This window comes from Paradesulfitobacterium aromaticivorans (assembly GCF_054657415.1).
On the sequence record NZ_BAAHYT010000011.1, the window covers coordinates 968,097 to 994,810 of the forward strand.

The following is a 26,714-nucleotide window of genomic DNA, read 5'->3' on the forward strand; positions in this document are numbered from 1 at the left end:
ACCTATCCACCCAATTGGTGCTGAAAGCTCACGACAGTCAGAGCTTCATCGTCTCGTCTAAAGCGAAAAGCTAGTGGAAAGCCTTCTTGTCGAAGACTCCGCTGACTTGGTTTTGCTGGTTACCTCTGGACAGAAATTTCTTCAGCTACCCACATTCGTACCACTTGTTCGCTGGGCCGCAGCAAACTTTCGATTATAGCTAACTCACTACACCATCCCCTCAGCTCTTGCCGGAATCCTCGGAATTCTACGAGACCCCGTGATTAATTCTTCTAAGTCCTCTAAGTATGGTATACAACAGCAAGGCACAGGCCTCAACAGCCGCGATCACTATACCCATCGGAACCGCCGTATTGCCGCCCCCCAGGCCCACGAGGGGAGCCAAAACGGCTCCGAAGATAAAGGGAAGGAGACCAAGAATAGCTGAAGCACTCCCGGCCGCGCGGCCGTAGTTCTCCATGGCCAAAGAGGAGCCCGCTGTTCCTACAATGCCGACGCTTGACACCACGAGAAACAGAGGCGGCAAAATAGCAGGCAGCCCAGCACCCAGCAAGATCACGGCCAGCAAACTGATGCCGCCCGTCGCGGCCAGACCGAGGCCCGTGACAAAGAGTTTCGTCAAGCGAATCCGGCCTGCCAGTCTCCCGGTGATTTGTCCTGCCAGGATAATGCCTAAGCCATTCGTGGCAAAAATTAGGCTGAACCCCTGTGGAGAAACTCCGTAGATGTTCTGGATGACAAACGGTGAGCCTGAAATATAGGCGAACATGGCAGCACTGACAAACCCCTGGGGCAAAGCATATCCCATAAACTCGCGATCTCTGACGAGGACGCGGAATGTGGTCAGCGTGTTCGTGATTCCCGCTTGAGAACGTTGTTGCACAGCCAACGTCTCCGGCAAACTGAAAAGAACACTCAGGAACATCACGGTTCCAACCAGGAACAGGACAGCGAAAACCCCGCGCCAAGAGGTAAATTGCAGCAGTTGCCCCCCTATAATGGGTGCCAAAATAGGCGCAGCACCGTTGACCAGCATAAGTTGGGCTGTGAATTTTGTCATTTCCGCACCGGAGTAGAGGTCCCGGACAATAGCCCGGGAAATCACTATTCCGGCAGAGCCCGCCAGCCCTTGAACGAAGCGGAGAATAATTAAGCTCCAAACCGAAGGACTCAGCGCGCAGAGGAGGGATGATGCCGCATATACGACCAGTCCCACCAGAAGGGGAAAACGGCGGCCACGAACGTCACTTTGCGCTCCGGCCAGCAGTTGCCCTATGGATAGACCAAGCAGGGAAGCAGTCAGACTGAGCTGGGCAAGCGATGTGCTAGTGTGAAGATCCCCGGCCATGGACGGCAGGGAAGGCAAATACATATCAATGGATAGGGGCGCAAAAGCTGCCAACGCTCCCAATACCAAGGTTATCCCCAATTTACGGGTTCCCGTAAATTGGGGCAGACCCCTGCTGAGACCATATTTATCGTTGTTCATCAAATCTTTTGACCACCCTTAGCTGCCATGCGTCCTTATGATTTATGATATTTCATGTTTCAATGTTTCAAGCCTTTGACAGACTTGCTTGTTTCGGTAATTATTCCCCATCATCCTAAGCTCTTTCTCCATCGGTTGCAAATTGGGACATTCCGTTTTAAAAATAATATCTACCTGACGCCCATTCTGGGAACTTGCTGAAATTTCCGAGTAAAAACCGCAAATACCCGCCTTGACTTTGGCCACCTTCATCGTTTATCCCCTCCACCAAAATATCAAGAGCCAGGCTAATCCGTTCGACGCGGCACAACCTGCCTTCGAGGCAATGTGTCGCATGATCGTGATACCACCTTGCCTGATCCGCCCAATACGGGACAAACTCTTGTCTAAGACACCCCTTCTTGTCCAGGACCATCCTAATCCATCTTCGCCCCGGAGACGACTTTGTTCATAGGGCAATTTCCTCGCAAAGTACAAAAATCGCAATGCTTCTGTCCATTGTGCTCAGGCAAGTCGTTTCCAACTCCCATCACCATACTCACCGATTTTCGGGGAAGCATTAAGTTTGAATCGTTGAGACTCAACCCGATTCGCTCCGGTTGCGCTATACGGAACAAAACCTGTTGATCCTCCAGTCTCTTCCAGTAGGAATGTCCGGGTCCCAGCGGAATGGACGTTTTCAGGCCCAATTCGAGATATTTTTTTTCCATTCCACTCAAGGCCATAGAACTTCCCAGGGCAATGAACGTGGATCCCACAGAATCCAGAACATAGGCCCGAGAGATATTCCCACTCTGCTGGTACAACGATATCTGTTCATCAATTTTCGCGCCTATCGTCATGACGAATATGAGCAGCTTCTCAGCTGATCCGGCGCATTTTACCAAAAGCCTGCTGGTAAGGCGTAATCCGCCCTTTAGACGCAATTCGTTCCTGCCGGCGCCCTCCACCTCTACTTCAGTCCAAATCGCCCTGGGTTCCACTAAAGTGGTCGACTCTGCCAAGACGTCCTCATAAAGATCCACTATACTCTGCCGGGGAGGGTGTTGGCCGTCATTTCCCTCAGCCCGCAGGACATCCTCAACCCCAACCTCCGGCAGCGGTAGATTCCGGATTACCGGTTCCGCCATTGTTCCTCCCCCTTATCCAGAAAATCAGAGGCCAGAAGCCAAAGGCCGGAAAAAAGTTCAACGATCGGGCCCTGACCATCCACAGCCTCCAAAAGCCCCAATAGACTCCATGGCCTCCCAAGTCGCCTCGGGATCACCAAGAGGCATCCAGTGAGCGGTACAGCGCTCGCAGTCCCTCAATGTCCATGCCCTCAAACAGGCCGCTGTTCGTCCCAAGTATAAATCTTTTATCCCGCGCAAGTTGTTGAGCGGAGTGGAGCAGCTCCTGCCGCATAACCGGATCTCCGGCCTTTTCAGCATCACCGGCATCAAGATGGCCCCAGAGGCAGAGACTGTTGCCCACTTTGGCCTGCAACCTGCTTATATCCATCCCAGAGGCGCGGTCCACACAGTGTAACCCGGCAAAGCCGGCTTCGATGACATCCTCAACGACGTCCCAATAGCGGCCATCGGAATGATAAAAGACAGGCAGGCCACTCCTCTCAGCTACCGCAACCTGTCTGGACAGGGAAGGGAAAAAATATTTCCTTAGCACGGACGGTTGAAGCATGAGGCCTTTGCTGAAAGCAATGTCGTCCGCCAGAATGATGCCATCGATTCCACTTTCGGCCAAAAGCCGGATGAGTGATCCGTTCAGTTCCTCTACAGAACGAATAAAGCCTTTGAAAATCAAAGGGGATGAGCGGGGCAGAAGGAGAAATTCCTGAAAGCCCATGGTGCGCAGACCCCACTCGAATGCTCCGTCGAGTAGAGCAAAAGTAAACAAGGAAGTCTCTGTCGTCCATTCCTTCAGCGCCGGCCACACTGTCTCACCGGAGGCGGGCAGGCGTTTTCCCTGCTCAGGATAAATGGGAGAGAGTGTGAAAATGTCCAAATTCATTCCGGCCACAAAGGCACGCCTTTCCTGGAAGCCGACCTCACGGCAGTTTAAAGCCTTTTGAATGAGGGAGTCAGCAATACACAACTCCCCCTTGGGAACTCGCTCCCTCACGCCCTCCGCAATGCTCCGGGCAACCCACTCCCGTTGACTGTTTTCCTTGCGTTTATCCATATCCGCCACTTCACACACACCTATTCCTAAACATAACTGGAAAAACCAACGTGACCACAACCGGGGCAGGCAGCGAAGGGACAACCAAAGACTCTTGGCATAAACCCCTACTTGTCGCGCTTATGGGACTCATCAAATTTACCAGCCTCAAAAGCCTTATGAAGCGAAATCTAAACCTTTTGCTCAAAAGACAGGGCATCAATGAATTCCTCTTGAAAGCCCTTATCACTGGACAGTTCAATGTGTCTGACCTGCCGGGCGAGACTGAGCGCCCGCTCTTTCTCTGCAACGGAGAGAAGAGCCATTTTGGCCCCATCGCCGGCCGCATTCCCAATAGCGGCAATCCTGTCAAGCGGCACGGGAGGCAAGAGCCCGATACCCAGAGCACTTTCCTTCCCGATATAATTGCCAAAAGCTCCTGCCAAGAGAACACGATCGATTTCCCGGACCTCCGCTCCCAGCTCCCTCAAGAGAACCCTGATCCCGGCCATGATGGCTCCCTTAGCGAGTTGCAATTCACGCACATCTTTCTGGCTGATCACGAGGTCTTCGCCTGTTGCCGAATCCTCGCCCCAGACCAGGACAAACTCCGCTCCCCCACCACTGCCGCGCAGGCGCCTGCGCACCAAAGGGGGGAGATTTTCCAACTGGGCTTCCTTAGCGGCAAGTCTTCCGGAACTTTCCACAACTCCCACCCGCACCATTTCAGAAAGTGCATCGATCAGACCGGAACCGCAAATCCCGCGGGGTTTAGTCCCACCGATCACGCCTACTTCGACGTCTGAGGAAATATGCACTCGCTCGATCGCGCCTTCTGCGGCCCGCATACCGTGCTTGATCTCCGCCCCCTCAAAGGCCGGCCCGGCCGCTGTGGAGCAGGTCAAGATACTCCCTTTGCCGATCAGGACGATTTCGCCATTCGTCCCGATGTCCACCATGAGATTCACACCCTGCAGACGGTCGGCTCCACCGGCCAGCATGACCCCAACGGTGTCTGAGCCGACGTAGCCAGCCACGTTGGGCAAGACCGTGACGATGGCGGTTGCAAGAATGTTTAGTCCCAACTCCCCGGCCTCAATCTCCACCGCCTGCTGAAAGGCGGGAATAAAAGGGGCCGGAGCGAGAAAGGATGGATCAATGCCCAGAAACAAGTGGCTCATGGTCGTGTTGCCTACCACAACGGCCTGGTAAATTTCCTCGGGGCTTACCTCACATTTCCCGGTCAGTTGGGCAATGATCCCGTTGATACCGACAACCACTTTCTCTTGCAATTCTTGCAACGCCTGCGGACCTCCGGCAGCATGCGTGATCCTGGCAATGACATCGGCCCCGAAAATATTCTGAGGATTTGTCACTGCCCCGCTCGCAATGACCGTTCCGCGATTAAAATCCACCAAGTAGACGACCACCGTCGTCGTACCGATATCGATGGCCAGGCCATATGAGCGATCGCGGGTATCCCCAGGCTCCACTGCGAGCAGTCTTGCGCCATCCAGCACCGCCGTCACCTTAAACTTGCCCTGACGCAGCTTTTGTGGTAAGGAGGCCGCCACCGGACAGCTGAACGGAACATCTTCAACCGGCAGTGCCCTGACAACGCGTTCCCAGTCTGCACCCTGATCCCCAACCGTCGGTTCCTTCAGATCGAGCGCAAGCTTGCGAATACCAGGCGCGTGCGCCCTAATTTTCTCTGAATCATGAAAACCGGCCTTGCGGTCGTAAGCATCCTTTTGCTCCTGCAAGACGACAACGGCATCTTCCGACAGAATGTGCTGACAAGCCAAAACCCACCCTGACTCGATTTCGGCCGGAGTGAGAAACTTCTTTTCCGCAGGCGTTAGATTAACCCCTCTGTCCGCCTCCCCTGTCTGCAATCGCACCTTGCACTTGCCGCAGGTTCCTTTGCCTCCGCAGGTACTTTCCACCTGGACTTCAGCCGCTATCGCCGCCTGAAGAATGTTGCTGCCATCCTGTACACTGACCATTTTGTTGGAAGGCAAGAATTTTACCTCAACCAAGATGTTGCTCCTTTCTGCCCAGAGACGCTTAATCTACCCCTCGCCGCTAATATAAATCTATTATAAATCTATTATAAATCGATTGAAAAAATAAAAAACCCTATTTCGCCCCAAATTACGATATGGGGAGATGCCTCAGCCGACAAACTCCCCATATCCCTCAAGGGTCTCAGGTACATTAGGCAGAGTGCGCAGAACCGCGGGCAGTCTTAAATATTTTATCCGCAATTTTCACAGCATCACTCGCATTATGGGCAAAATAATCCGCCTTGACATAATTCTTGACAGCTTCGTCGACATAGTTGCCACCAATGATCATAGCAACTTTTAAGCCTGCTGCCCGGATTTCCTCAATAATCCCTTTCATGCCTTCCTGGCAGGCAGTCAAGAGAACACTCATCCCAACCAGGGGAGCCTGCCACTCCTTTAAAGCCTCAATAAATTTTTCTGCTGGAACATCAATTCCTAGGTCAATCACATTATATCCGGCGCCTTTTAACAGCATCACGACAATGTTCTTGCCAAGGTCATGAACATCCCCCTTGACCGTCCCAATGACAATACTGCCACGATGTTGTTGATCCGCCCCTGCCAGATGCGGCTCTAGTACAGCCATTGCATCTTTCATGATTTCACCGCACATGACTAATTCACTTAAGAAATAATCCCCGGATTCAAAACGCATACCAACTTCTGTCATTCCTTGCTGTAAGTTGTCCACAATTGCCAAAGGGGCAATTCCGGAATCCAGGCGAGTCGTAACTAGTTCCAGCACCTTCTCGTCTTCCAATTCCGCAATCGCGCTCGCTAGTTCATCAACCAGTGTAGCCATATTAACTATTCCTCCCAATTTTAGATGATATCTGTGCAGACCGCATTTTAACGGTGAACCCAGTACCAGAGGTAGACGTAAGCAAAAGCGTCTATTTTTTCCCATTCCTTTTTAACGCCCTCTGAGTTACCGGCAATCAGCCCGAACTCTTTGGCTTTTTGCTCCCAGGGGATACAAACTCCTGGAGGGTTGCCCTTGGTTTCATTTTTTTTCGGCATATCCGTCATTATCATTACCTCCCCGTTCAATAAGTTCCAAATTCTCTAGCTGCTTCGATAAGGGCTGCAATGTTTTCCGCTTTAACATCCGCTTGCATAACTCCAGCGCTATCAATGATAAAGGCCCCATCTGCGGCATAGTCATTGAGCAGACGCTTGACATATTCTTTGACTTCGCCCGGCTTGCCATAGGCCAACAGGGTATTGGGGACATTGCCGCTCAAACAGAACCTTCCACCGAGTACGGCCTTGGCTTTAGCCATATCTGTCTGATCGACATGGAAAACGATACTGTGATCAGGCAGCTCGGCAATCTTCTCCAAGTAAGGCGTCCAGTTGCCCTCGGCGTAGAACAAAGTCTGTTTTCCCAGCTTCCACATGCCTTCAATGACCGCCTTGAGTGATGGCCAATAGAAAGTATCCCATTGCTTGGGATTGAGGAACGGATAGCTTCCGCGGTGCAAGGGCATGAAAGCGGGCAAAGATGTGTCCCCACCGGATGTGGCCATTCCGTAGAAAATATTGTGAGCCACTAAGACTTCTGTTGCCGCAAGGACTTTATCCGGGCGCTTGCGGAGATCCATCATGATCCCTTTGAGGCCCCGCAACGTATCACCCAGAGTATCAAAAGGAGCCTTGCTGAAGCCTGCTATTGACAAAGGCATACCGAAATCTTTGGCCCAATGGGCTCCAGCCTGTTGCGAAGCGCCTGTGCTCATCATCATGGCTGCTGTTCCCTTAATCAAAGCCAAATTGGCACGGTATGATCCCGGTTCGGCAAATTCCTCATGAATCCGTGGCAGATAAGACTCCAAGATCCATTTGGTCGGGTCAGCAATAAAGGCATCATAGTCATCAGCGAGCATATACTCGTCTTCAACATACTGAAATTGCCGGTTTTCTTCCAGTTCGCGTCCCGCAAACTTCAGGTATTTGGCTCCGACGGCATCATGCTGTCCGGCCCACCAGAGGCTGGGAGTCCCTCCGATAACATCCATATCAAAATCAGCAAGGATCTTGTCGACAGCAGCAATATTTTTATCCAAATCATAATAGATATCCTGCAAAGTAATGCCTGCATAGGCTGCCATGAATTCACTTAACTGCAAACGGATTGGAACCTTGTCCGGTTTTCCTCCTTTGAGGGCAGTTGTGTAGCGATTAAACCTTTCTTGAAAAAGTTCTTCTTTGCCCATTGACTTCCGGCACCTCCAACATATATTTTCTGGTTTTGGTCCTGGAACCACAATACTCTTTTATCCATTATCACTTCCCCTTTTCCATGCCGCTAAAAAATGCATGTTCGAAACCTAGTCTTCCAAACTGTTGTTGCGGAAGGCTTTCAGGTAATTGCGGGAAAAGCGATCCTTGTTGAGAAGTAAATTTGAGGCTATCAGCGCACTGGTAATTTTGGTGTCAGTGGGATCCATGATGGCGGCATCCATCCCATGGCTCATACAAATGGTAAGGAAATTGCGGTTAATCAATTTGCGTTTCGGCAGAGAATGAGATACATTGCTCAGACCTGATACCGTTTTGACATTGAACAGTCGTTTAATTTCGGTCAGGCATTCAAAGAAGATTACACCGTTGTTGCTGTCTACAGCTAGGGGCAGCACCAAAGGGTCAAAATAAACCTTCTCCAAATCAACATTTTGTTTCTTGAGGATGTCCACGAGTTGACCAGCGATTTTGATGCGTTCTTCGGTAGTTTTGGGTATTCCGTTGTCATCCATGGTCAAAGCAATGACAGCGCAATCAAATTCCTTGATCAGAGGCAGCATACCTTCAAGCCGGCTGGTTTCCATGCTGATTGAATTCAGCATTGTCTTGCCTTGAGCGACTTCCAAGCCTTTCCTGATCACGTCCGGGCTCACACTGTCAATGCACAGAGGTACATCTACAACTTCCTGTACGGCGCGCACGACCCACTCCATGTCGTCGATTTCGCTGTTCCCTTGCGCAGTATTGATATCGAGAAAATCCGCCCCGCCGGCAGCCTGTTTCTTCGCCAACTCTTTGATGAAGTCGACATCTTTGTTCAGGATAGCTTCCCTCACGGACGGAATTGCACTGTTTAACTTTTCTCCAATAATAAGCATCGTTTTAAATCCTCCAATTTGCGACTTTGCTATCTACCGATATACTCCATAGTCCTTGGTAAAATCAAACATGGCTCTGGCATTTTCAATTTTGGCGTCCTCAAGGCTCACCGATGTATCCATGATGAAGCCGCCGTTTTTGCCAACCACATCAATTAGTTTCTTGCAGTACGCTTTCACATCATCCGGAGTGCCTAAACATAATATGGGCATCGGGACATTCCCCTTGAGACATACCTTGTCTCCAAGGATCTCTTTGGCTTTAAATATATCCGTGTTTTCCAAGTGGTAAACAACTTTTCCCGGGGGTACATCGCTCATGATTTCGAGCCGTGATGTGTGATCCGCTTCTACAAAAACTACTGGGGTCATCCCCGCATCAATCAAACCCATCATAACTTTTCTTAAACTCGGCCAGTAAAAAGTCTTGAACTGATCTTGATTCATAAACTGGTCCGAGCCTTTGTGCAGAGGAATGAAAATGAAGGGATTTCCACTCTGCTTTCCCGAAGTTACCCCCAGCTCAATCATCCAGGGCGTAAGCTTATCAAGAGCCCTGAGAAGCTTCTCGGGACGCCGGTAGATGTCAAGCATGATGCCCTTGGTACCACGAAAATAGTCACCCAAGGTATCATATGGTGCTTGTGTAAGCCCACCAAGTGAGATTGGGAAGCCCCTTTTAGCCATTTCCTGGCCGAACTTCATCAAGTAAGTCAGTGCGTCCATGGAGGCTTCTCCGGCTTTCTTCAATGCATCCACCGCCTTTTGAAGCGCCGGGGTGCCGAAAGGTGCCAAAGATCCCATATTAAAATAGGTGAAACTAAACTTAAAGGGAGCCATTTGACTGAAAGGTTCAAATTCACTACAGATTCGCGGATAGTATTTTCTGATTATCCAGTCGGTAGGATCTTCAATAAAGTGATCGTATTCTTCTGCCTTCATGTATTCGCCTTCAACAAACTGATACGGTTTGTTCGGACCAACACCTCGCCCGGGCCATCTTAGTTGTTTAAATCCCAAGGCGTCGAGGGTTGGACCCAAATAATAGATGCCAGGGATATCCGCCATATCTGGCTCGAAATCTTCGTGTACCTTGATGGCCGCACTTAGCATTTTTTCAGCATCATACGTGTATTCTTCATAGGTGATTCCCGCGTAACGAGCAGCAAAATAAGAGAAAAACGTTACAATCGGCACTCTATCCGGAACTCGTAGAGCAATCGCATCTTCTACTCTCTTTAATCTCTCTTGGTATAATTCCTCAGGATTTTTAGTCATGATAAGCATCCTCCCCGAACTATTCTCAATTAGCACATTTTGAAATGAAAGCACAATCCTTTAACAACTTGTAACCCAATGCTTGGCAAGTTGAATGCCATGCTGCGCATCTTTCGCGTAAGCATCAGCACCCACTGAGTTTGCCACCTGTTCGTTTGTGGGAGCTCCTCCGATCATGATTTTCACTTGTTCTCTCAATCCAGCTTCCTTGATCGCATCCACGGTTTCCTTCATAGCTTTAAATGCTACAGTTAAGAGACCGCTCATACCGACCACATCAGGCTGTACTTCCCTTATTTTTTCCACAAACTTTTCGGGAGTGACATCTACACCAAGATCAAAGACTTGAAAGTCGTTAGCTTCCATGAAAAATGCAACAATGTTCTTGCCGATATCATGAAGATCTCCTTCCACCGTCCCAATGACTACTTTCCCTGCATAGCCTGTCGTAATACCCTTCTTCATCCTGGATTTGGCAAGTTCCGAAATCTCTTGAAGAATCTCACCACTCATCAGCAAATCAGGAATAAAGTACTGGCCTTGCTCAAAGCGTTTACCGACAATCTCCGTCGCCTCTCTGCAACGCTCCAGAATGGCCATTGGGTCGGTTCCCCCTTCAATCAACTGTCTGGCAGTTGCCAGAGCCTCCTCTTCTTGAAGATCAGCAATGAGATTTACTAATTTCTCCGACATTAGTCCTTCCTCCCTCAATAAATTAATGTTTACTCGCTAAAATTCGTTTTTTTATAGATTTTCATCAATGAATGAAATCCCCTTACAAGCTAAGAACGTTGAAATTTGTGTTCAACATGGAAAAGGGTATGCAAATCCAGAGGGTCTGCTCGTTTTTCCACATCATGGTAACACAATTGGATCTCTACAAAAGTCCCTTGTGGTTCACCCTCCCATGTCTCACTGGATCCACAGATGTGGCCCTAACATTCCTTCGTTCAACCTTTCAAGGGGTAGAGGCTAGGAAAGCTCCTTTGCAGGGTCTAATGCCCGTATGGTGAATATTTCACCCTAGCTACTCCGTGCTTCATTGTCATTAAGGAAAAACTGAAAAACGAGTGTTTAGCGTAAACCCATCGAACTCTAACAAACCAATAACGGTTTGTCGGGACACTTTGCGCCTGTCAAGTGCCGGCGATAGCCGAGACGAAGTCCTTGCCCTTGACGGGCTAACGCACCAAAACCCTGTGGTCTCAGAACAGGCTCAGACTGTTTTGCTGCCTCCCGCGAGGGCGGGAGTTTGGGGGCTGGCCCCATACCCTTCTTATGCAACTAACTTGAGCTTCGTTGCCAGCACCTTTTGGGGATCATACGGTTTTCTCTGGCTTCCTATCGCAAAGAGAATCCGAATGAGTTTGGCACAGAGTGCGACAATGGACTGCTTTTTCTTCAGGGGATTTTCTTTGCGGGTCGTATAATACTGATGCAACTGTTTGAACTCAGGGTTCTTGGCAGCAAGTACCATGGCTGCTCTGAACAGTAGAGCCCGCAGGCGTGGGCGCCCACGCTTCGTAATGCCTGTCTTTCCTTTGTGTTTCCCTGAAGTATTCTCTTTGAGATTTATCCCCGCCAATTTGACGATTTGTTGAGGATGCTTGTAATTAGTCAACTGACCAATCTCAGCCAGAAATCCAGCAACAGTTACCCAACCAATGCCCTTTATTCCCATCATCTCTTCTACGCCGGGAATCTGAGCTAATATCGCAATGACATGGGCCTCTATGCCTCTAGCTGGCGCATATACAGTTCATACTGTTCCAGGAGAATCTTTAGTTCCTCGCGGGCCATTGTTAAGCCATTCGTAAGTCCTATGGAGGTTCTGGCTGTGTCAACTAAAAGGCTTGCTCTCTTAATTCCCACCGCTCTTTTTACCTCTGTTCTCCACTGAGTCACTATCCCGGTAACTCCTCGGGCCAAAACATCTTGCGGTAAGGGAAGACTTTTAAGCGTTAACAAAGAGGCCTTTCCTTCGCATTTCTTAAACACTGTCAAGAATTCTGGGAAATATCGATCCAGCCAGTTATGAACCTGGTTTTTGACGTGGATCAGATTGGTATTTAGCCGCTCTCGCTGAACCATGGCAACCCGCAATTCGGCGTACTCACTGGTAAGCAAAATCGGCTCAGAATACCGTCCGTCCTTGACTAGCTGCGCAATGACCCTCGCATCCTTGACATCGTTCTTGGTAGGTGAATTATCATCAAATTCTTTGCTTTTTTTAAGATGCATGGGATTAACGACAACCACCTTAATTCCTGCTTCACACAAGAACTGAGCCAGTGGCAACCAGTAGTGACCGGTTGGCTCCATTCCAAGTATCACACCCGTCTTACTGTGGACTTGTTGAAGCTTTTTGATCCATGCTAGCAGCGAGGAAAATCCCTGGTGTCTGTTTTCAAAGATCAAGTGCCTACCTAATTCAATTCCCCTGAAATCTTCAGCTCTGGCTACATGCTCTGACTTTGCGATGTCTGCGCCGATGATTAAGGTTTTTTCTGTAATTTGCTGAATCCTTTGCCGTTGAGTATAATTCATTTGTGCACCTCCGTTTGGTATTTAAGGATCCTTGCAGTTGCTAGCTTTGGACACCTCGTATGTTACCAGGAGGTGCATTACTTTTTCAAACCCCCAATTCTTTCTTTACAGGAATGCTCCTTATTCATCGATATTGGGGTATTTTTTGATCATTTCCTTTTTACGGATATCTGAAGATTCCAAAACGCTGAGAATATTTGCATTTGTACGATTGTATAATTGTATATACAAGTTGTTTGATCTTATATTACCATGGGCCGAAGGGTGGGTCAATACCCTTTCGGCAAACTATTTAGAATTCTCTGCTCCGATCGGTCCTTCCCTCGATCAAGCGGCCCACAAAAATAGTCTCAGAGCCAGGAAGTCAGCTTTGGGAATGAGGGCAGTCCTTCTGTGCAATTTCTCGAATAATTCGCAGGGCTTGAGATACATCATTGGCATAAAAGTCGACACCGGTATACTCTTTGACCAGTTCACCAACCGCATAGCCCCCGACCACCACCTTGACTTTATCCCGCAAATCTGCTTCCTCCAGTAGATCGACGACTTTCTTGATAGAGCCGACACAAAAGGAAAGAAGGACACTGATCCCCAAAATACAGGTCTTGGTCTCGCTCACTGCCTGAACAAACTTTTCAGGTGAGACGTCTACGTCCAAATCATAGACACGGAAACCAGACGACCGCAATAGATAAATGATAATGTTCTTACCCAGGTCATGAATATCTCCTTCGATCGTTCCCATGACGACGGAATATCCATTATTGGGTTCACCAACGGGAATATGCGGCTCAACGAGGTGCATCACGCCCCGGAAAATCTCTTCAGACATGATCAGGTCAGAGAGGAAATACTGACCATCACTGTAGCGTTTACCCACTATTTCCACGCCATTGCGGCAACTCTCAACGATCTCCGTCGGGCTGACTCCCGCTTGGATTCTCGCTTCAACCAGAGATAGGACCTCTTCTTCGTCAAGCTCACCCATCGCTAGTTTCAATCTGTCTTCCACAGATGCAACCTCCTCGCCCTGCTACTCTTTTTGAAACCACCCGTCGTGGCTTGTGATTTTATATCTATCCCCACGAAAAATGGACTTGCTCCAGCCAACCGGCTTAAGATCCGGGTCGAAAACAGTCGTCTCAACCAGAAACAGGGGAGCACCGGGAGAGACTCCAAGAATGGATGCCTCTTCATTCGTAGCCACCGCCGCCTTCAGAACCTTCTTAGCACTGACCGGTACATAATCACTGTGAGTCGCAATTAACCCCGGCAGAGTCGGATCATTCAGTTCCGACTCCAGGAGGGGTTTACTTTTGGTATATATTATGTATTTGTTCTCCAGACTCAGGCGCTCATTCTCAGCAGAAAGAACCGTACGAAAATGCAGTATCCTATGGATGCCTTCTTTTAAAAGGAATTTTGCCTTCAACTCCTCATCGGCCCGAATAATCTTAGCCTCTAGAAGGGTCGTTTTGTAATTGAGTCCCCTTTGCACCATCTCGTGGCTAAAATTGTTCAATTCAAAGACAACATTATCCAATTTGGGGCTGGCGACAAATGTACCTTTTCCTTGAAGAGCATACACCATTCCCTCCGATACCAGTTCCGCAATGGATCTGCGTACCGTCATCCGGCTGATTTCGTAACGGTTGGCAATCTCAATCTCTGTCGGCAGAGCTTCGCCCGGTTTAAATTCTCCCCGTCGAATTTGTTCTCTAATTAATTTAGCCAGCTGATAATATATAGGAATAACCGAGTTCTTATCGATTAAATTGCCTTCCTGCATTGTTCAAACACCCGCTCCATATTGTAAGTCTTCTAATCGAAAACATCTCTCATACTTTCCCAATCACCACGAATGCCACAAGATTGTATAGACAAGCTTACCTATTATCAAAATACTCTTAAATTGCTAAAACGTCAAGAACTTTCACTGTAGCGATAATGTTCATGCACGCACACGAAAGAACCGTTCTTAGTGCAAGAACGGCTATAAAGAAAACCCGGTTGGTGATTTGTATTCTTTGTGGCCGCAAACCCCTGTGGAAGATTGAACAATTCTGGGCCCAACAAGACTTGCCAAGTTTATTCGCTGATGTTGAACTCAGTGTTGAACAACTTAATGATGATGCTTATGGCCACGCCTTGGATAAGCTTGCCGAGGTATCGATGGAACAATTGGTCAGTACAGTTTCCCTATCCTTACTCCAGGCACACTCCCTTGGCATAAATGTTGTTCATTTTGATACGACATCAAAGTCCGTCCAGGGGGCGTACACCGGTCAGGCCCATGATGAATTTGAGATTAATCACGGGTTTAGTAAGGTCTGCGCCCCGATCTGAAGCAGTTCAAACTTGGTGCCGCTGTTCAGGAACATGGATTAGTCATAATGGGTGAATTATTAGCCGGCAATAAAGCTGACGTAGAGTGGAATCCGGATGCTGCTCTCAAGATGCATGAGCTTTTCACCAAGCAAGGATTCAAAGACGTCATCTTTATCGCCGATTGTGCCCTGATTTCTACCGGAGGCTTAAAGCGCTTAGCCGGACAGGAGGTGCAGTTTATCTCTAGGTTTCCCGAAACCTTTGGCTTAGCCAGGGAATTAAAACAGTTGGCATGGGACCAAGACGATTGGCAGGAAATCGGGATGCTAGCGAGTAGTAATGCCAACCAGGCAGCTCGCTATCGGGTATTTCCGGTACAAAGAAAACTGGATGATCGAGAATACAACTTCCTGGTCGTTCACTCTAGCATGCTGGAAGCCAGCAAGGAGAAAACCTTGATTAAGAGGATAAGCAAACAGAAAGAAGATGTTGGATCTGTCCTTTGCTAGCAAAGAATATTAAGCACTTATGCACAGTTCACGCTTATTTCCCAGTCGAATGCATTCCAGACTCTTCACGTAAATTTTTCACAGCCACGGAAAGCATAAGTTTTATCCGGTTTAACTGGTTGACTTCGCTGGCCCCGGGGTCGTAGTCAATGGGGACGATATTAGCCGCGGGGTAAGAGCGCCTCAGTTCCCTGATCATGCCCTTGCCGGTAATATGGTTTGGCAGGCAGGCAAAAGGCTGGAGACAGACGATATTGTTGACCCCGCTGTGAATCAGTTCAACCATCTCACCGGTTAAGAACCATCCTTCCCCTGTCTGGTTCGCCAAAGAAAGGTGCTGTTCAGCATACCCGGCTATTTCCACGATTGCTTTAGGCGGTTCAAAACGATTGCTGGCTGCCAGGGCCTTTTTCATATCTTTCCGAAACGATTCTATTTTGCTGATGGAAAGATAGCCTGATATCATCCCCATTAAACTGCCTGACAAAAGCAGATACTTAACTTTATTGTCATAGGCACCGTAGAGCAGAAAGTCGGTCAAATCAGGAACCACTACTTCTGCTCCCTCGGCCTCCAAGAGTTCCACTATATTATTGTTGGCAGTAGGATGGTATTTGACTAAGATCTCCCCCACTACTCCCACTCTCGGCTTAACTATGTCCTCATTTAGCTCAATGCTATCAAAGTCTTCAACAATGCGGTAAATATTTTCCCTGAATTCCCGGCGTTCCCCGCTGCGCAAAGACTCCCGGCATTCCTCGGCCCACTTCTCATACAGCCTGTTGGCCGAACCAGGGACTTTTTCATAAGGACGCACCCGGTACAAGACTCTCATCAAGAGATCCCCGTAAATCAATCCCATCATCAAATCATTAAACACCGGCATAGTGATCTTAAACCCAGGGTTTTTTTCCAAACCGCCGCTTGTACCCAAAGAAATTACAGGGATCTGAGACATGCCGGCATCGTGCAGAGCCTTCCGGATAAAAGCGATGTAATTCGTTGCTCGGCACCCTCCACCTGTTTGCGTGATAATTACCGAAGTATTGTTTAAGTCGTATTTCCCTGAGTTAAGAGCTTTCATTAATTGACCGACCACAATAATAGCGGGATAGCAGGCGTCATTATGCACATATCTAAGGCCGACATCGACCGCTGACTTGTCGATGGCAGGCAAGACTTCAATATTATACCCTGCTTTTTGAAAGGCGGTCTGCAAGAATTGAAAATGAAGCGGAGACATCTGCGGAGCCAAGATTGTGTGCTTTGCCTTCATCTCCTCAGTGAACAAAGCCCTGGTCGGGCTATCATACAGCCGTTGCGGAACAAAATTTCTTTTGTCCCTTTCATTAATAGCTGCAATGAGAGAACGCACCCTGATTCTAGCAGCTCCTAGGTTATTGATCTCATCAATTTTAAGCACGGTATAGATTTTGCCGAAACGATCCAGGATCTCTTTTACCTGGTCGGTGCTTACGGCATCAAGGCCACAGCCGAAAGATGTCAGCTCAATAAGTTCGATATCCTTCTGTTCAGCGACAAAGGTTGCCGCAGCGTACAAACGGGTATGGTAAACCCATTGGTCAACGATTCGCAGCGGCCTTTCCACTGTACCCAGATGTCTTAAGGCGTCTTCGGACAAGACCGCAAAACCATAGGACTGGATCATTTCCGGTATCCCATGGTTAATCTCAGGGTCAATGTGATAAGGACGCCCGGCCAAGACTATCCCTTTTATCCCATGCTTACGGATGTAGGCGAGGGCTTCTTCCCCTTGTTGGCGCACATCTTCTTTGTACTTTTCCAGTTCGGCGTAAGCCTTTCTTAAAGCTTCCAGGATTTCGTGCCTGCTGATCTTTTCCGGTTCGAGCTCGCGGATCAGCCGTTTGGCCATGCGCTTGGGCATATCTAAGGGCAAGAAAGGATGATAGAAGGTTACATCTTTTACCTTCAGGATATCCATATTGGCGCGGATTGTTTCCGGATAGGACGTTACAACCGGGCAGTTGTATTTGTTATTGGCCTCAGGATCTTCCGGAATGTTATACGGAATGGAGGGGTAAAAAATTTTTTTTATCCCTTTATTCACTAAATCTACAATATGTCCATGCACAATCTTGGCCGGGTAACACGCTGACTCCGAAGGTATTGTGTCCATGCCGAGTTCATACACACGTTTGGAAGAACGTCCTGACAAGACTACGCGATAACCAATTTCCGTAAAGAAGGTGAACCAAAACGGGTAATCTTCATACATGTTCAGCACGCGCGGCAGCCCGATAATGCCTCGTTTGGCTTCCTGCTCGCTTAATGGTTTGTAGCTGAACAGCCTTTTGTATTTGAAATCAAAAAGGTTAGGCAGCGTATTATTAGCCTTCTCTTTGCCCGCTCCTCGTTCACAGCGGTTGCCGGAGATAAATTCCCTTCCATTAGAAAACTTTTTTACAGTGATCAGGCAATTGTTCCCGCATAACCCGCAGCGCTTCATCGAGGTCTCAGTGCGTAAATTTCTTAACTCTTGCGCAGGCAAGAGGGCTGTCTCATATCCTTTTTGATAGCGCTCTCTGGCAATAAGGGCAGCCCCAAATGCGCCCATAATTCCGGCGATATCTGGCCGTACGACTTCACGGTCGATAATTTTTTCGAGGGCGCGCAAAACTGCTTCATTATAGAAAGTTCCACCTTGAACCACGATTTTACGGCCGAGGTCCTCGGTATTTCTTAATCTGATGACTTTGAATAACGCATTTTTGATTACAGAGATAGAAATCCCGGCGGAAATATCGCAGACATCAGCCCCTTCTTTCTGCGCCTGTTTTACTTTAGAATTCATAAAAACCGTACAGCGGGTGCCTAAGTCCACCGGATTTTGAGAGTGGAGGCCAACTCCGGCAAATTCTTTGATAGGGATATTGAGTGAAGTAGCAAAGGTCTCGATGAATGAACCACATCCTGAAGAACAGGCTTCATTCAGCATAATGGAGTCGATAACTCCGTCATGAATGACTAGGCTTTTCATATCCTGACCGCCAATATCTAAAACGAAATCCACTCCCGGCAAGAAGAAATCAGCTGCCTTATAGTGGGCCACCGTTTCGATTTCCCCGATATCTACTTTAAGAGCAGCTTTAATTAAATGCTCTCCATACCCGGTAACTGCCGAGTTTACAATCTTAGTCTCAGAGTTTAGCTTATCAAATAGGGTTTGGAGAGCATCAACTGTTGACTCCAGCGGGCTGCCCATATTGTTGCCATAATAAGAATAGAGCAAGCTCCCTTCTTCATCAAGGAGCGCAAGCTTCGTTGTGGTCGAACCCGCATCTATCCCTAAATAGGCATTTCCGCGATAGCTGTCAAGATGTACCCTTTTAACCTTATGCTTTTCATGTCTTGCCTTAAACTCGCGGTATTCCTCGTCATCCGCGAATAAAGGATCCATTTTGTCCCCGTCCTCGTTGTTCATGTGATAAATTACCGGAGCGCGTTCATATAAACACTCGAATGAAACCGGCTGTTCTTCGCGAGAAGACAAGGCGGCCCCGATAGCTACAAAATACTGGGAATCTTCCGGGAACAGCACATTTTGGTTTCTGAGCATCAATGTTTCGATAAAACGTTGACGTAGTTCGGACATAAAATGCAAAGGCCCGCCTAAAAAGGCTACATTGCCGCTGATCGGCCTGCCTTGGGCCAAGCCGCTTATCGTTTGATTTACGACCGCTTGCAAAACAGATGCGGCAATATCTTCTTTCGCTGCCCCTTCGTTCAACAGGGGCTGAACATCTGTCTTCGCAAAAACCCCACAGCGCGAAGCTATTGGATAGATATTAGTATGTTTTTTAGCAAGTTCATTTAAGCCTGTTGGGTCTGTTTGCAGCAAGGCGGCCATCTGGTCAATGAACGCTCCGGTCCCGCCGGCACACGTTCCGTTCATTCTTTGCTCAATGGCATCCCCTAAGTAGGTGATTTTAGCGTCTTCCCCTCCCAGTTCAATCGCTACATCCGTATTGGGGATGACGTTGTTAATGGCATGGGTGCAGGCGATCACTTCCTGGATAAACGGAACTTCCAGTTTTTGCGCAATATTAACACCACCAGAGCCGGTTATCATTAAGGTCATAAGATGCCCCTGCAGAATCGATTTGGCGTCTTCCAGCATGGAGAGAACCGTACTTTTAATATTTGAGAAGTGCCTTAAATATTTCTTGTATATCACATTGGCATTGTTGTCTAAGATGACCATTTTGACGGTGGTAGAGCCAACATCGAGGCCAACATTAAGCACGCTCATTTTTCCTTCCTCCGTATGTAGCCGTATTAATTGAAGTCAAAGTCTGTCTCTCAGTGCTAAGGCCTAAAGATCAGTCCCTCAGTACCAAGCCCATGAAATAGAAAGGTGAGCGAAAAAAGCAGAAAGTTAGAGTTTATCGCCTGTATTGTACCACCAAGTCTTGTTCACTTCAATCTTAATCTATGTGGCAAAAAGGAAATATTTCCAAAAAATGGGCTTTAAGTAAGTTTTGTTGACTGACCTAAAGCCTTTCTAGCAAACACTATTTAACTGAGATATTTTTCGGCTTGTATACACCCTATTTCGCTCTGCCAGTGGCATGAATGTTTAGTTCTGGGAAGCTTTAAGTTGGGTCACTAAACTGTCACTGATCTTGGCAGGGACTTCTTCATATTGCAGGAACTTCATCACGAAATATCCCCTGCCTTGGGTCAAGGCTTTAAGGTCAACAGCATAACGCATCATTTCAGCTTGTGGAACCTGAGCGCGGATTACTTGGTATTTTCCGTCCGCCTCCATCCCCATAACCCGGCCCCGCTTGCCATTGAGATCCCCGATCACGTCTCCCATAAATGCTTCCGGTACGTGCACCTCAACTTCTACAACCGGCTCGAGCAAGACCGGCTTGGCTTGCTCAGCTCCCTTGCGAAAAGCTAAAATGGCAGCCAGCTTGAAGGCCATCTCGGAGGAATCCACATTATGATAAGAGCCGTCGCAAAGGGTAACCTTCACATCTGTCATCGGATACCCTGCTATAATACCTTCCTGCATAGCTTCGCGCACGCCCTTTTCAACTGCTGGGAAATATTGCTTGGGCACAGCACCACCGAAAACTTCTTCCGTGAATTCAAAGTCCTTGCTTATAAGCGGTTCGATGTTAAGCCAAACATGCCCATACTGTCCATGGCCGCCACTTTGCTTTTTGTGTTTACCCTCGACTTTAACCGGTTTACGGATAGTCTCTCGGTATGGAACCCGCGGCACCCGCACGTTAACCGCAACACCAAACTTGCGGGTCAGTTTTTCTTGCAGGATTTCTAAATGCATTTCCCCCAACCCAGTAAGAATCAGTTCTTTAGTTTCCGTGTTCTTGCCAATTCTGATTGTTGGATCTTCTTCTGCCATTCGCGCCATTGCAGAGCCTAGTTTATCTTCGTCTCCCTTGCTCTTGGGCTCAATTGCCACCGCTAAATTCGGCTCAGGAAATTCAATTCTCGGGAGTACCACAGAGTTGTCTTTGCCGCAGAGCGTATCTCCGGTTGCGACTTCCTGCAGCTTAGCTACTACGGCAATATCGCCTGCAATAACTGCAGGAGTAGTTTCTTGTACTTTCCCCCGCAGATAAAAGGGTTGGCCCATTTTTTCCTCTGAGTTTTTTGTAGTGTTATATACTAAGCTGTCCGCTGAAAATTTCCCCCCGTACACACGGAAGAAGCTCATCTTTCCGACATACGGATCAGCCAAAGTCTTGAACACAAGCGCAGCTTTTTGTGCCAGTACTTCGGGCTGTGGTACGTTCTCTTGAATGAAATCAAGGAGATTGGCAGGCCCGATATTTTTAAGGGAAGAGCCGCAGAGAATGGGGACAATTAAGTTCTGAGCCAAGGCTGAACGCGTAACTTGCACAAGCTCTTTGTTGCTTAAACCCTCGCCCTCCAAATATTTCATGAGTATTTCATCATCAGCTTCGGCGGCGGCTTCTGCTAAGGCATCCCTCATCATCTCCACATCATCTGCTAAATCAGCAGGTACCTCTTTAGCCGTATAGCTCCCGCTACCGTTAACATCGTAGTAATAGGCTTTCTGGGCAATTATATCCACAACACCCTTAAAATCGCTTTCAGCTCCGATCGGAAGCTGGAGTGGAGCAAAGCGGGCTTGAGGATAAGCTTCCTTGAGCTGGTCTAAGACCTTGTTAAAGTTTGAGTTTTCCCGGTCGAGTTTGTTAATAAATACCAAACGGGGCAGTTTCTGTTCCTCCAACTGATCCCAGATCATCTCGGCCTGGACTTCAAGTCCGCTCACCCCGCAAAGAACCAAGACTCCGCATTCTGCAACGCGCAGAGCGCTCTTAACCTCACCGAAAAAATCAGAATAACCGGGAGTATCCAAAAGATTAACCTTAACTCCTTGCCATTCTACCGGCACTAGGCTCGTGCTAATAGACACTTTGTGCTTAATCTCCTCAGGCAGGTAATCCGATACCGTATTTCCCTCTGGAACTTTTCCCATACGGCTTAGTGCTCCGGACGTAAACAAGAGCGCTTCGGCCAGTGAAGTTTTTCCAGCCCCCCCGTGCCCTAACAAGCAGACATTGCGCAGGTTCCCCGTGTCATAGGTCTTCAAGACTATCTCCCCCTAACAAGTTATTAAGAAAAGGACAGGTGCCTTTTGCTTCCCGCATTTAACATAGGAGTATTGTTAAGTCTGAAGTTACGAATCCTGGAGTTAAGGTTAAGCGTAATTATCGTATTTAGTTATCGCATTTAGTTCAGCATGTCTTTTTTCTGTTCGAATGTGCCAAAAACTATGGGTTCTTTGTCTTTGACCATTAATTTCCCCTTAGCCCATACAGTGTTTACCTGCAGCTCTTCATCCAAAAGAACCAGATCAGCATCGTATCCTACCTTGATCATTCCTTTGCGGGATAAGCGCAGGACTGTGGCCACATTAGACGTTAGCACACGCAAGCCTGCTTCTAAGGGCAAACCGTAATTCACTACGGCCTCACGCACATCACGCCAGAGGACATCTACTGAACCTACCCCCATGCCCACCAGCACTCCAGCGTCATTGTATATCGGCATGCTGCCATTGCCGTCCGAAGATACAGTCACTTGATGGCTTAAGAGTTCGCGCTTCTGCAGCATGCGAAGAACCGCCGGCACTTGTAATTCAAGCGGAAAATCATCACACCCTGCCGTCAGATCTATATGTCCTCCAGCCTTCAAGAATTCTACCCCTTGTTCCAGTAAGGCATAAGTTCTGTTGATATGGGTAGGGACAAATTGGGTGATTGGAATCTCGGTTTGGTTCAGGATCGTCCACACTGGCTCAAGGCCGCGTTTCCCCTCACCTAGGTGCAAGTGGACTATTCCGGCCTTGCCCCCTAACATACCTCCGACCCTGGCTTCAGCAATCAAGTGTTCAAGCTCAGCGAGCTGCGGTTGTCCGGAGCGATGATCGGAAATTGCAATTTCTCCGGCCCCGATCACTTTGTCTATTAAGACCAAATCCTCGCGCAAAGTCGGTAATAACGTTCTGGTCGGAACTTGGTAAGCGCCGCTGTAAATAAAAGTGGTCAATCCTTCATCTGCCAGAGCCTGCGCCTTAACTAGGAGCTCTGACACGGAGCGGGAAATGGCATCAGTACCTAAAAGGCCAACAACGGTTGTAGTCCCCGCGCGCGTTACCTGGGAAAGCTGAATTTCCGGAGTACGCGAAGCGGGACCGGCTTCCCCACCGCCGCCACAGATGTGAACATGAGCGTCAATAAAACCAGGAACAAGTTTATACCCATGTCCTTCAATTACTTCCCCTTCGGCATAAGAAGGAAGCGTTAAACCCTTGCCCATGGCCGCAATACTCGAGTCAACCAGGAGAACATCTGTTTCAGCACTAGGCTCGGGAGAAAATATAGATACGTTTTTTAAAAGCTGCCACATTAAGGCATCTCCCCTTCCGAGGTAGAATACCCCAATATTAACTATTTATTCCTCCTTCAACATCTTGGTTTTTTAATATGAGCAGCATTGTCCTTTATTTAAAAATTCTCCGTTTATTAATAAAATCCTTTTAGAGAATGATAACCACTCAAAAAATTCCGCTTTAAATTCAAACCAAGAGAATCTCCTTTTTGCCGGGCGCATAAAGTTATTAGAGCCTTTAACAAGACATGGTTATTTCCGGCAGGAGGAATCACATGGCAAAACGCACTTTTGTCTATGGAGCTGCCATTCTTTTGGCAGCCAACCTCTTTAACAGAATTCTTGGTTTCATCTACCAATACCTGATCATGTCTTACATTGGCGGGGAAGCTTATGGCCTTTTTAACATGGTCTTTCCTGTGTACATGACAGCTCTGGTTCTTACCACCGCCGGAATCCCCCTGGCGGTTGCCAAATTGGTATCTGAAGAAATCTCTTTGGGGCATAGAACCCAGGCCAAGGCCATCTTCCGTTTGGCTCTTGGAATCTTAACTATTTCCGGAACGGTGGTGGCTTTCCTTCTTTATCTTCTAACCCCTGTTTTAGTTAATAGGATTTTCCCTGACCCCCGCGTCTTAAACATCTTCCGCATTTGCGTCCCTGCGATCTTTGTAGTTTCAGTCTCATCAGCTTTCCGTGGGTATTTTCAAGGGCTGCAAAATATGATCCCTACAGCTGTAAGCCAAATCTTTGAGCAAATTACCCGTGTTACTATAGGATTTACAGGCGCGCTCTCCTTTTCTGCCCGCGGAGTTGAATGGAGCGCTGCGGGCTTGGCCCTGGGCATGTTATCCGGGGAGATTATTGGGCTTATGGTCATTACCTTTCAGTATCAAAAGAGTAAAAAAAACCTTCCCACTTCCGGGGAAAGTATCCCTCCACTGCAGCATACCCTGCACCGTCTCTGGCGCCTCTCCTCTCCCGTAACCCTGGGCAGACTGATGTCCTCCGGATTATCGGCGCTTGATGCCATGCTCATACCCACGCGCTTACAAGTCGCGGGTTATAGCGCCAGCGAAGCAACCACTCTTTTCGGACAGCTGGGCGGCTCAGCTTTTACCCTTCTTACCTTTCCAAGTGTTTTCACGTTTGCGCTGGCAACCTCACTCGTTCCGGCAATTTCGGAGGCAGCAGCGCGCAAGCAGTATCAAACAGTCCGTTCGCGCAGCAGTGAAGCAATCCGCTTAACAATTATTCTGGGGCTTCCCTGTTTAATCATCCTTTTTAACTTTGCCGACCCTCTGACTTCTTTTTTCAAAAGCCCGAATATCGGCCCCATCCTAAGAGTCTTAGCTCTAGGCGGAATTTTTGCCTACCTTCAGCAAACAACCACCGGAATTCTCCAGGGACTTGGAAAAGTACACCTTCCCGTACTTATTTCTATAGTCGGAGCAGGAGTCCGTGTTCCTTTGCTGTTTATCCTGACGGCCATCCCTCAGTGGGGCCTGCGCGGAAGCGCCTGGGCCTATATGCTCGGCTGGGTAACTATGGCTTCTCTGAATATGCTGTCTATTATCCGCTACTCAGGCATGGCCTTAGACCTTCATCATTTTGTGCTCCAGCCTCTCACGGCCGGCTTTGGCATGGCAATTACCTTCCGCTTCCTCAGTCCTTTAGATTGGGGATACTCAGCCTCCCTGCAAAAACTGACAGCCGGGCTTATTGTGTATGCCGTTATCCTGGTATTAAATGGGGCAATTACCCGCTCTGATTTACGTCGAATTCCCTGGCTCGGGAAATACCTTCCGCTAAAATAAATATCATCTACTTCTCAAGCCACCGCCTGACGGAATCGCCAAAGTGCCAGTAACTTAAGACGGAAGTTACAATTAAAAATAGCAGAACAACTATTTTATAGATTATGTAGAACTTAAGCACAGATAAAAAGGCAATAATTAATCCAAGAATGGCTGGCAACACCAACATCTTTATAATTTTACCTTTTTTGTTTTTGAAATCTTGCTTAGATCCTGCAAAAATGAGCAGGAACAGGCTAAAATAAAAAAGGAAAATCCAAACAAACATTAAAAAACTTCCTTTTTTGACATTATAGCTTATGATGGGTAATATTTCAGTAATATAATTTCATCAAAATTGACGAAAAATATGAATGTCCCAATAACAGATTGAAAGGAGATGCTTAGTAAATGGCTAGAAATCGCAATCGCACCAGTGGCATCCTGCCCCAGTCTGTTTTGGATGAATTCAAATGGGAAGTTGCCAGTGAGTTAGGTTTAACCGAAAAAATCCAATCTCAGGGCTGGGAAAACATGACTTCAAGGGAATGTGGTCATGTGGGCGGACGTATTGGAGGGAGCATGGTTAAAGCCATGATCAGACGTGCTGAGGAAGGCATGAAAGGGAGCGAGCTCTAATTGACTTTTCTTCCCCAAGAGAATCAGGAGTACATTAAAAGTACTCCTGATTCTTTATTTTTTAAGATGTAAGATTAAGATGTTCAGTAAGAGCTGTCAGGGATTTGAGCCGATTATAATCTGTAAGATCACTGTGCATAGGGGTTATGGAAATATATCCCTCCTGAACAGCCCGCAGGTCGGTATCTTCCTCTTTGTCAGGAGTTAAAGTGCCGCTCTGCCAGTAGTAAATCCTGCCCCGCGGATCCTTACGACTTTCAAATATATTTTCATAAACTGCTTTCCCTAAGCGGGTTAATTTTACCCCTTGCCAATCTTTGGTCGGCGACCCAGGTATATTGACATTAATAAGGCCACCATCAGAGATGCGGTTCAAATTGCGCAATAATTTGAGCACAAAGTCTGCAGCCGGCTGAAAATCGCGAAATTCATAACTGGCCAGGGAAACAGCCAACGCGGGTACTCCCAGGAGCGCTCCTTCAAGAGCAGCTGAGACGGTTCCTGAATAAAAAACATCCGTACCCAAATTTTGACCCGAGTTAATTCCTGAAATAAGTAGATCCGGTTTAAATACAATATCACCCTGAAGCGCCAGTTTAACGCAGTCAGAAGGAGTACCGCGCACGGCAAACCCTTCCCCGCCAAATTTTAGGGTATGTTTGGTAGCGAAAAGAGGTTCGAACAAAGTTATAGCGTGGCCAACAGCGGAACGCTGCCCTTCCGGCGCTACGATGGTTACTTCATATGCAGGATTTGCAGCTAAGGTATGATAAAGAGTTTGCAGCCCGGGAGCAAAGAAACCGTCATCGTTGGTTAAGAGTATACGCATTGGCCCTCCA

General features: G+C 47.9%; 22 protein-coding genes and 1 pseudogene. 4 read left to right on the forward strand and 19 right to left on the reverse strand.

What is annotated here, in order from left to right; translation table 11 throughout:
- Window positions 1–247 precede the first annotated feature (247 nt).
- The 14 genes and pseudogenes from ACYQ2N_RS21430 to ACYQ2N_RS21495 form a co-directional block, all read right to left on the reverse strand.
- Complete coding sequence (locus tag ACYQ2N_RS21430) at window positions 248–1,489, reverse strand: multidrug effflux MFS transporter (protein ID WP_460001469.1); 1,242 nt, start codon at window positions 1,487–1,489, stop codon at window positions 248–250.
- A 42-nt stretch (window positions 1,490–1,531) separates the two neighbouring features.
- Window positions 1,532–1,741 carry a DUF6951 family protein gene (locus tag ACYQ2N_RS21435; protein ID WP_460001470.1) on the reverse strand — a complete coding sequence of 70 codons (210 nt, stop codon included), beginning with the start codon at window positions 1,739–1,741 and terminating at the stop codon, window positions 1,532–1,534.
- Between the two features lie 164 nt (window positions 1,742–1,905).
- The gene (locus ACYQ2N_RS21440) at window positions 1,906–2,619 is read right to left on the reverse strand and encodes a Vitamin B12 dependent methionine synthase activation subunit (protein ID WP_460001471.1); all 714 of its coding nucleotides are present in this window, start codon (window positions 2,617–2,619) and stop codon (window positions 1,906–1,908) included.
- A gap of 133 nt (window positions 2,620–2,752) precedes the next feature.
- On the reverse strand, window positions 2,753–3,670 hold the full coding sequence (locus tag ACYQ2N_RS21445; protein ID WP_460001773.1) for a uroporphyrinogen decarboxylase family protein: 918 nt from the start codon (window positions 3,668–3,670) through the stop codon (window positions 2,753–2,755).
- Between the two features lie 170 nt (window positions 3,671–3,840).
- Window positions 3,841–5,688, reverse strand: a complete 1,848-nt coding sequence (locus ACYQ2N_RS21450) for an ASKHA domain-containing protein (RefSeq protein ID WP_460001473.1) — start codon at window positions 5,686–5,688, stop codon at window positions 3,841–3,843.
- A gap of 178 nt (window positions 5,689–5,866) precedes the next feature.
- Window positions 5,867–6,520 carry a cobalamin B12-binding domain-containing protein gene (locus ACYQ2N_RS21455; protein ID WP_460001474.1) on the reverse strand — a complete coding sequence of 218 codons (654 nt, stop codon included), beginning with the start codon at window positions 6,518–6,520 and terminating at the stop codon, window positions 5,867–5,869.
- Between the two features lie 47 nt (window positions 6,521–6,567).
- Complete coding sequence (locus ACYQ2N_RS21460; RefSeq protein ID WP_460001475.1) at window positions 6,568–6,747, reverse strand: hypothetical protein; 180 nt, start codon at window positions 6,745–6,747, stop codon at window positions 6,568–6,570.
- A 17-nt stretch (window positions 6,748–6,764) separates the two neighbouring features.
- Window positions 6,765–7,934 (reverse strand): uroporphyrinogen decarboxylase family protein, encoded by a 1,170-nt coding sequence (locus tag ACYQ2N_RS21465; RefSeq protein ID WP_206810530.1) that lies wholly within the window; start codon window positions 7,932–7,934, stop codon window positions 6,765–6,767.
- A 114-nt stretch (window positions 7,935–8,048) separates the two neighbouring features.
- Window positions 8,049–8,840: a dihydropteroate synthase gene (locus ACYQ2N_RS21470; protein WP_460001476.1), complete on the reverse strand. Its 792-nt coding sequence runs from the start codon at window positions 8,838–8,840 to the stop codon at window positions 8,049–8,051.
- A gap of 33 nt (window positions 8,841–8,873) precedes the next feature.
- A complete protein-coding gene (locus ACYQ2N_RS21475) occupies window positions 8,874–10,118 on the reverse strand; it encodes a uroporphyrinogen decarboxylase family protein (RefSeq protein ID WP_460001477.1) in 1,245 nt (414 codons plus the stop codon).
- 60 nt (window positions 10,119–10,178) lie between these two features.
- Window positions 10,179–10,811: a cobalamin B12-binding domain-containing protein gene (locus tag ACYQ2N_RS21480; protein ID WP_460001478.1), complete on the reverse strand. Its 633-nt coding sequence runs from the start codon at window positions 10,809–10,811 to the stop codon at window positions 10,179–10,181.
- A 583-nt stretch (window positions 10,812–11,394) separates the two neighbouring features.
- Window positions 11,395–12,665 (reverse strand): annotated as a pseudogene (locus ACYQ2N_RS21485) (IS110 family RNA-guided transposase).
- 364 nt (window positions 12,666–13,029) lie between these two features.
- Window positions 13,030–13,677 (reverse strand): cobalamin B12-binding domain-containing protein, encoded by a 648-nt coding sequence (locus tag ACYQ2N_RS21490; protein WP_460001479.1) that lies wholly within the window; start codon window positions 13,675–13,677, stop codon window positions 13,030–13,032.
- Between the two features lie 21 nt (window positions 13,678–13,698).
- On the reverse strand, window positions 13,699–14,454 hold the full coding sequence (locus tag ACYQ2N_RS21495; RefSeq protein ID WP_206810551.1) for a GntR family transcriptional regulator: 756 nt from the start codon (window positions 14,452–14,454) through the stop codon (window positions 13,699–13,701).
- A gap of 164 nt (window positions 14,455–14,618) precedes the next feature.
- Here ACYQ2N_RS21495 and ACYQ2N_RS21500 point away from each other — a divergent pair, with 164 nt between their 5' ends.
- Together ACYQ2N_RS21500 and ACYQ2N_RS21505 are read left to right on the forward strand one after the other, a co-directional pair.
- Window positions 14,619–15,011, forward strand: coding sequence for a DUF4277 domain-containing protein (locus tag ACYQ2N_RS21500; RefSeq protein ID WP_460001480.1), 393 nt, complete (start codon window positions 14,619–14,621; stop codon window positions 15,009–15,011).
- Window positions 15,012–15,058: 47 nt separating this feature from the next.
- Window positions 15,059–15,502 (forward strand): hypothetical protein, encoded by a 444-nt coding sequence (locus ACYQ2N_RS21505; RefSeq protein ID WP_460001481.1) that lies wholly within the window; start codon window positions 15,059–15,061, stop codon window positions 15,500–15,502.
- A 34-nt stretch (window positions 15,503–15,536) separates the two neighbouring features.
- On the opposite strand, the gene ACYQ2N_RS21510 is transcribed toward ACYQ2N_RS21505, so the two are convergent.
- The 3 genes from ACYQ2N_RS21510 to iadA all read right to left on the reverse strand — a co-directional run bounded on the left by ACYQ2N_RS21510 (window position 15,537) and on the right by iadA (window position 23,458).
- Window positions 15,537–19,793: an acyl-CoA dehydratase activase-related protein gene (locus ACYQ2N_RS21510; protein ID WP_460001482.1), complete on the reverse strand. Its 4,257-nt coding sequence runs from the start codon at window positions 19,791–19,793 to the stop codon at window positions 15,537–15,539.
- Between the two features lie 327 nt (window positions 19,794–20,120).
- Window positions 20,121–22,139 (reverse strand): elongation factor G, encoded by a 2,019-nt coding sequence (gene fusA, locus ACYQ2N_RS21515; protein WP_460001483.1) that lies wholly within the window; start codon window positions 22,137–22,139, stop codon window positions 20,121–20,123.
- A 140-nt stretch (window positions 22,140–22,279) separates the two neighbouring features.
- The gene (gene iadA, locus ACYQ2N_RS21520; protein WP_460001484.1) at window positions 22,280–23,458 is read right to left on the reverse strand and encodes a beta-aspartyl-peptidase; all 1,179 of its coding nucleotides are present in this window, start codon (window positions 23,456–23,458) and stop codon (window positions 22,280–22,282) included.
- A gap of 257 nt (window positions 23,459–23,715) precedes the next feature.
- Here iadA and ACYQ2N_RS21525 point away from each other — a divergent pair, with 257 nt between their 5' ends.
- Window positions 23,716–25,257: a putative polysaccharide biosynthesis protein gene (locus ACYQ2N_RS21525; RefSeq protein ID WP_460001485.1), complete on the forward strand. Its 1,542-nt coding sequence runs from the start codon at window positions 23,716–23,718 to the stop codon at window positions 25,255–25,257.
- Window positions 25,258–25,264: 7 nt separating this feature from the next.
- Here the strand turns inward: ACYQ2N_RS21525 and ACYQ2N_RS21530 are convergent, their stop codons facing one another.
- The gene (locus tag ACYQ2N_RS21530; protein ID WP_460001486.1) at window positions 25,265–25,525 is read right to left on the reverse strand and encodes a hypothetical protein; all 261 of its coding nucleotides are present in this window, start codon (window positions 25,523–25,525) and stop codon (window positions 25,265–25,267) included.
- 122 nt (window positions 25,526–25,647) lie between these two features.
- On the opposite strand from ACYQ2N_RS21530, the gene ACYQ2N_RS21535 reads away from it, so the two are divergent.
- Complete coding sequence (locus ACYQ2N_RS21535) at window positions 25,648–25,875, forward strand: alpha/beta-type small acid-soluble spore protein (RefSeq protein WP_460001487.1); 228 nt, start codon at window positions 25,648–25,650, stop codon at window positions 25,873–25,875.
- 61 nt (window positions 25,876–25,936) lie between these two features.
- Here the strand turns inward: ACYQ2N_RS21535 and surE are convergent, their stop codons facing one another.
- On the reverse strand, window positions 25,937–26,704 hold the full coding sequence (gene surE / locus ACYQ2N_RS21540) for a 5'/3'-nucleotidase SurE (RefSeq protein ID WP_460001488.1): 768 nt from the start codon (window positions 26,702–26,704) through the stop codon (window positions 25,937–25,939).
- Window positions 26,705–26,714 lie beyond the last annotated feature (10 nt).

Coding starts and splice junctions, on each gene's coding strand:
- ACYQ2N_RS21455 (WP_460001474.1), bottom strand. CDS start 6,520: ATGGCTACACTGGTTGATGAACTAGCGAGCGCGATTGCGGAATTGGAA.
- ACYQ2N_RS21475 (WP_460001477.1), bottom strand. CDS start 10,118: ATGACTAAAAATCCTGAGGAATTATACCAAGAGAGATTAAAGAGAGTA.
- ACYQ2N_RS21505 (WP_460001481.1), top strand. CDS start 15,059: ATGGGTGAATTATTAGCCGGCAATAAAGCTGACGTAGAGTGGAATCCG.
- ACYQ2N_RS21500 (WP_460001480.1), top strand. CDS start 14,619: ATGCACGCACACGAAAGAACCGTTCTTAGTGCAAGAACGGCTATAAAG.
- ACYQ2N_RS21430 (WP_460001469.1), bottom strand. CDS start 1,489: ATGAACAACGATAAATATGGTCTCAGCAGGGGTCTGCCCCAATTTACG.
- surE (WP_460001488.1), bottom strand. CDS start 26,704: ATGCGTATACTCTTAACCAACGATGACGGTTTCTTTGCTCCCGGGCTG.
- ACYQ2N_RS21470 (WP_460001476.1), bottom strand. CDS start 8,840: ATGCTTATTATTGGAGAAAAGTTAAACAGTGCAATTCCGTCCGTGAGG.
- ACYQ2N_RS21495 (WP_206810551.1), bottom strand. CDS start 14,454: ATGCAGGAAGGCAATTTAATCGATAAGAACTCGGTTATTCCTATATAT.
- ACYQ2N_RS21440 (WP_460001471.1), bottom strand. CDS start 2,619: ATGGCGGAACCGGTAATCCGGAATCTACCGCTGCCGGAGGTTGGGGTT.
- ACYQ2N_RS21510 (WP_460001482.1), bottom strand. CDS start 19,793: ATGAGCGTGCTTAATGTTGGCCTCGATGTTGGCTCTACCACCGTCAAA.
- ACYQ2N_RS21480 (WP_460001478.1), bottom strand. CDS start 10,811: ATGTCGGAGAAATTAGTAAATCTCATTGCTGATCTTCAAGAAGAGGAG.
- ACYQ2N_RS21460 (WP_460001475.1), bottom strand. CDS start 6,747: ATGACGGATATGCCGAAAAAAAATGAAACCAAGGGCAACCCTCCAGGA.
- ACYQ2N_RS21525 (WP_460001485.1), top strand. CDS start 23,716: ATGGCAAAACGCACTTTTGTCTATGGAGCTGCCATTCTTTTGGCAGCC.
- ACYQ2N_RS21530 (WP_460001486.1), bottom strand. CDS start 25,525: ATGTTTGTTTGGATTTTCCTTTTTTATTTTAGCCTGTTCCTGCTCATT.
- ACYQ2N_RS21465 (WP_206810530.1), bottom strand. CDS start 7,934: ATGGGCAAAGAAGAACTTTTTCAAGAAAGGTTTAATCGCTACACAACT.
- ACYQ2N_RS21435 (WP_460001470.1), bottom strand. CDS start 1,741: ATGAAGGTGGCCAAAGTCAAGGCGGGTATTTGCGGTTTTTACTCGGAA.
- iadA (WP_460001484.1), bottom strand. CDS start 23,458: ATGTGGCAGCTTTTAAAAAACGTATCTATATTTTCTCCCGAGCCTAGT.
- ACYQ2N_RS21445 (WP_460001773.1), bottom strand. CDS start 3,670: ATGGATAAACGCAAGGAAAACAGTCAACGGGAGTGGGTTGCCCGGAGC.
- ACYQ2N_RS21535 (WP_460001487.1), top strand. CDS start 25,648: ATGGCTAGAAATCGCAATCGCACCAGTGGCATCCTGCCCCAGTCTGTT.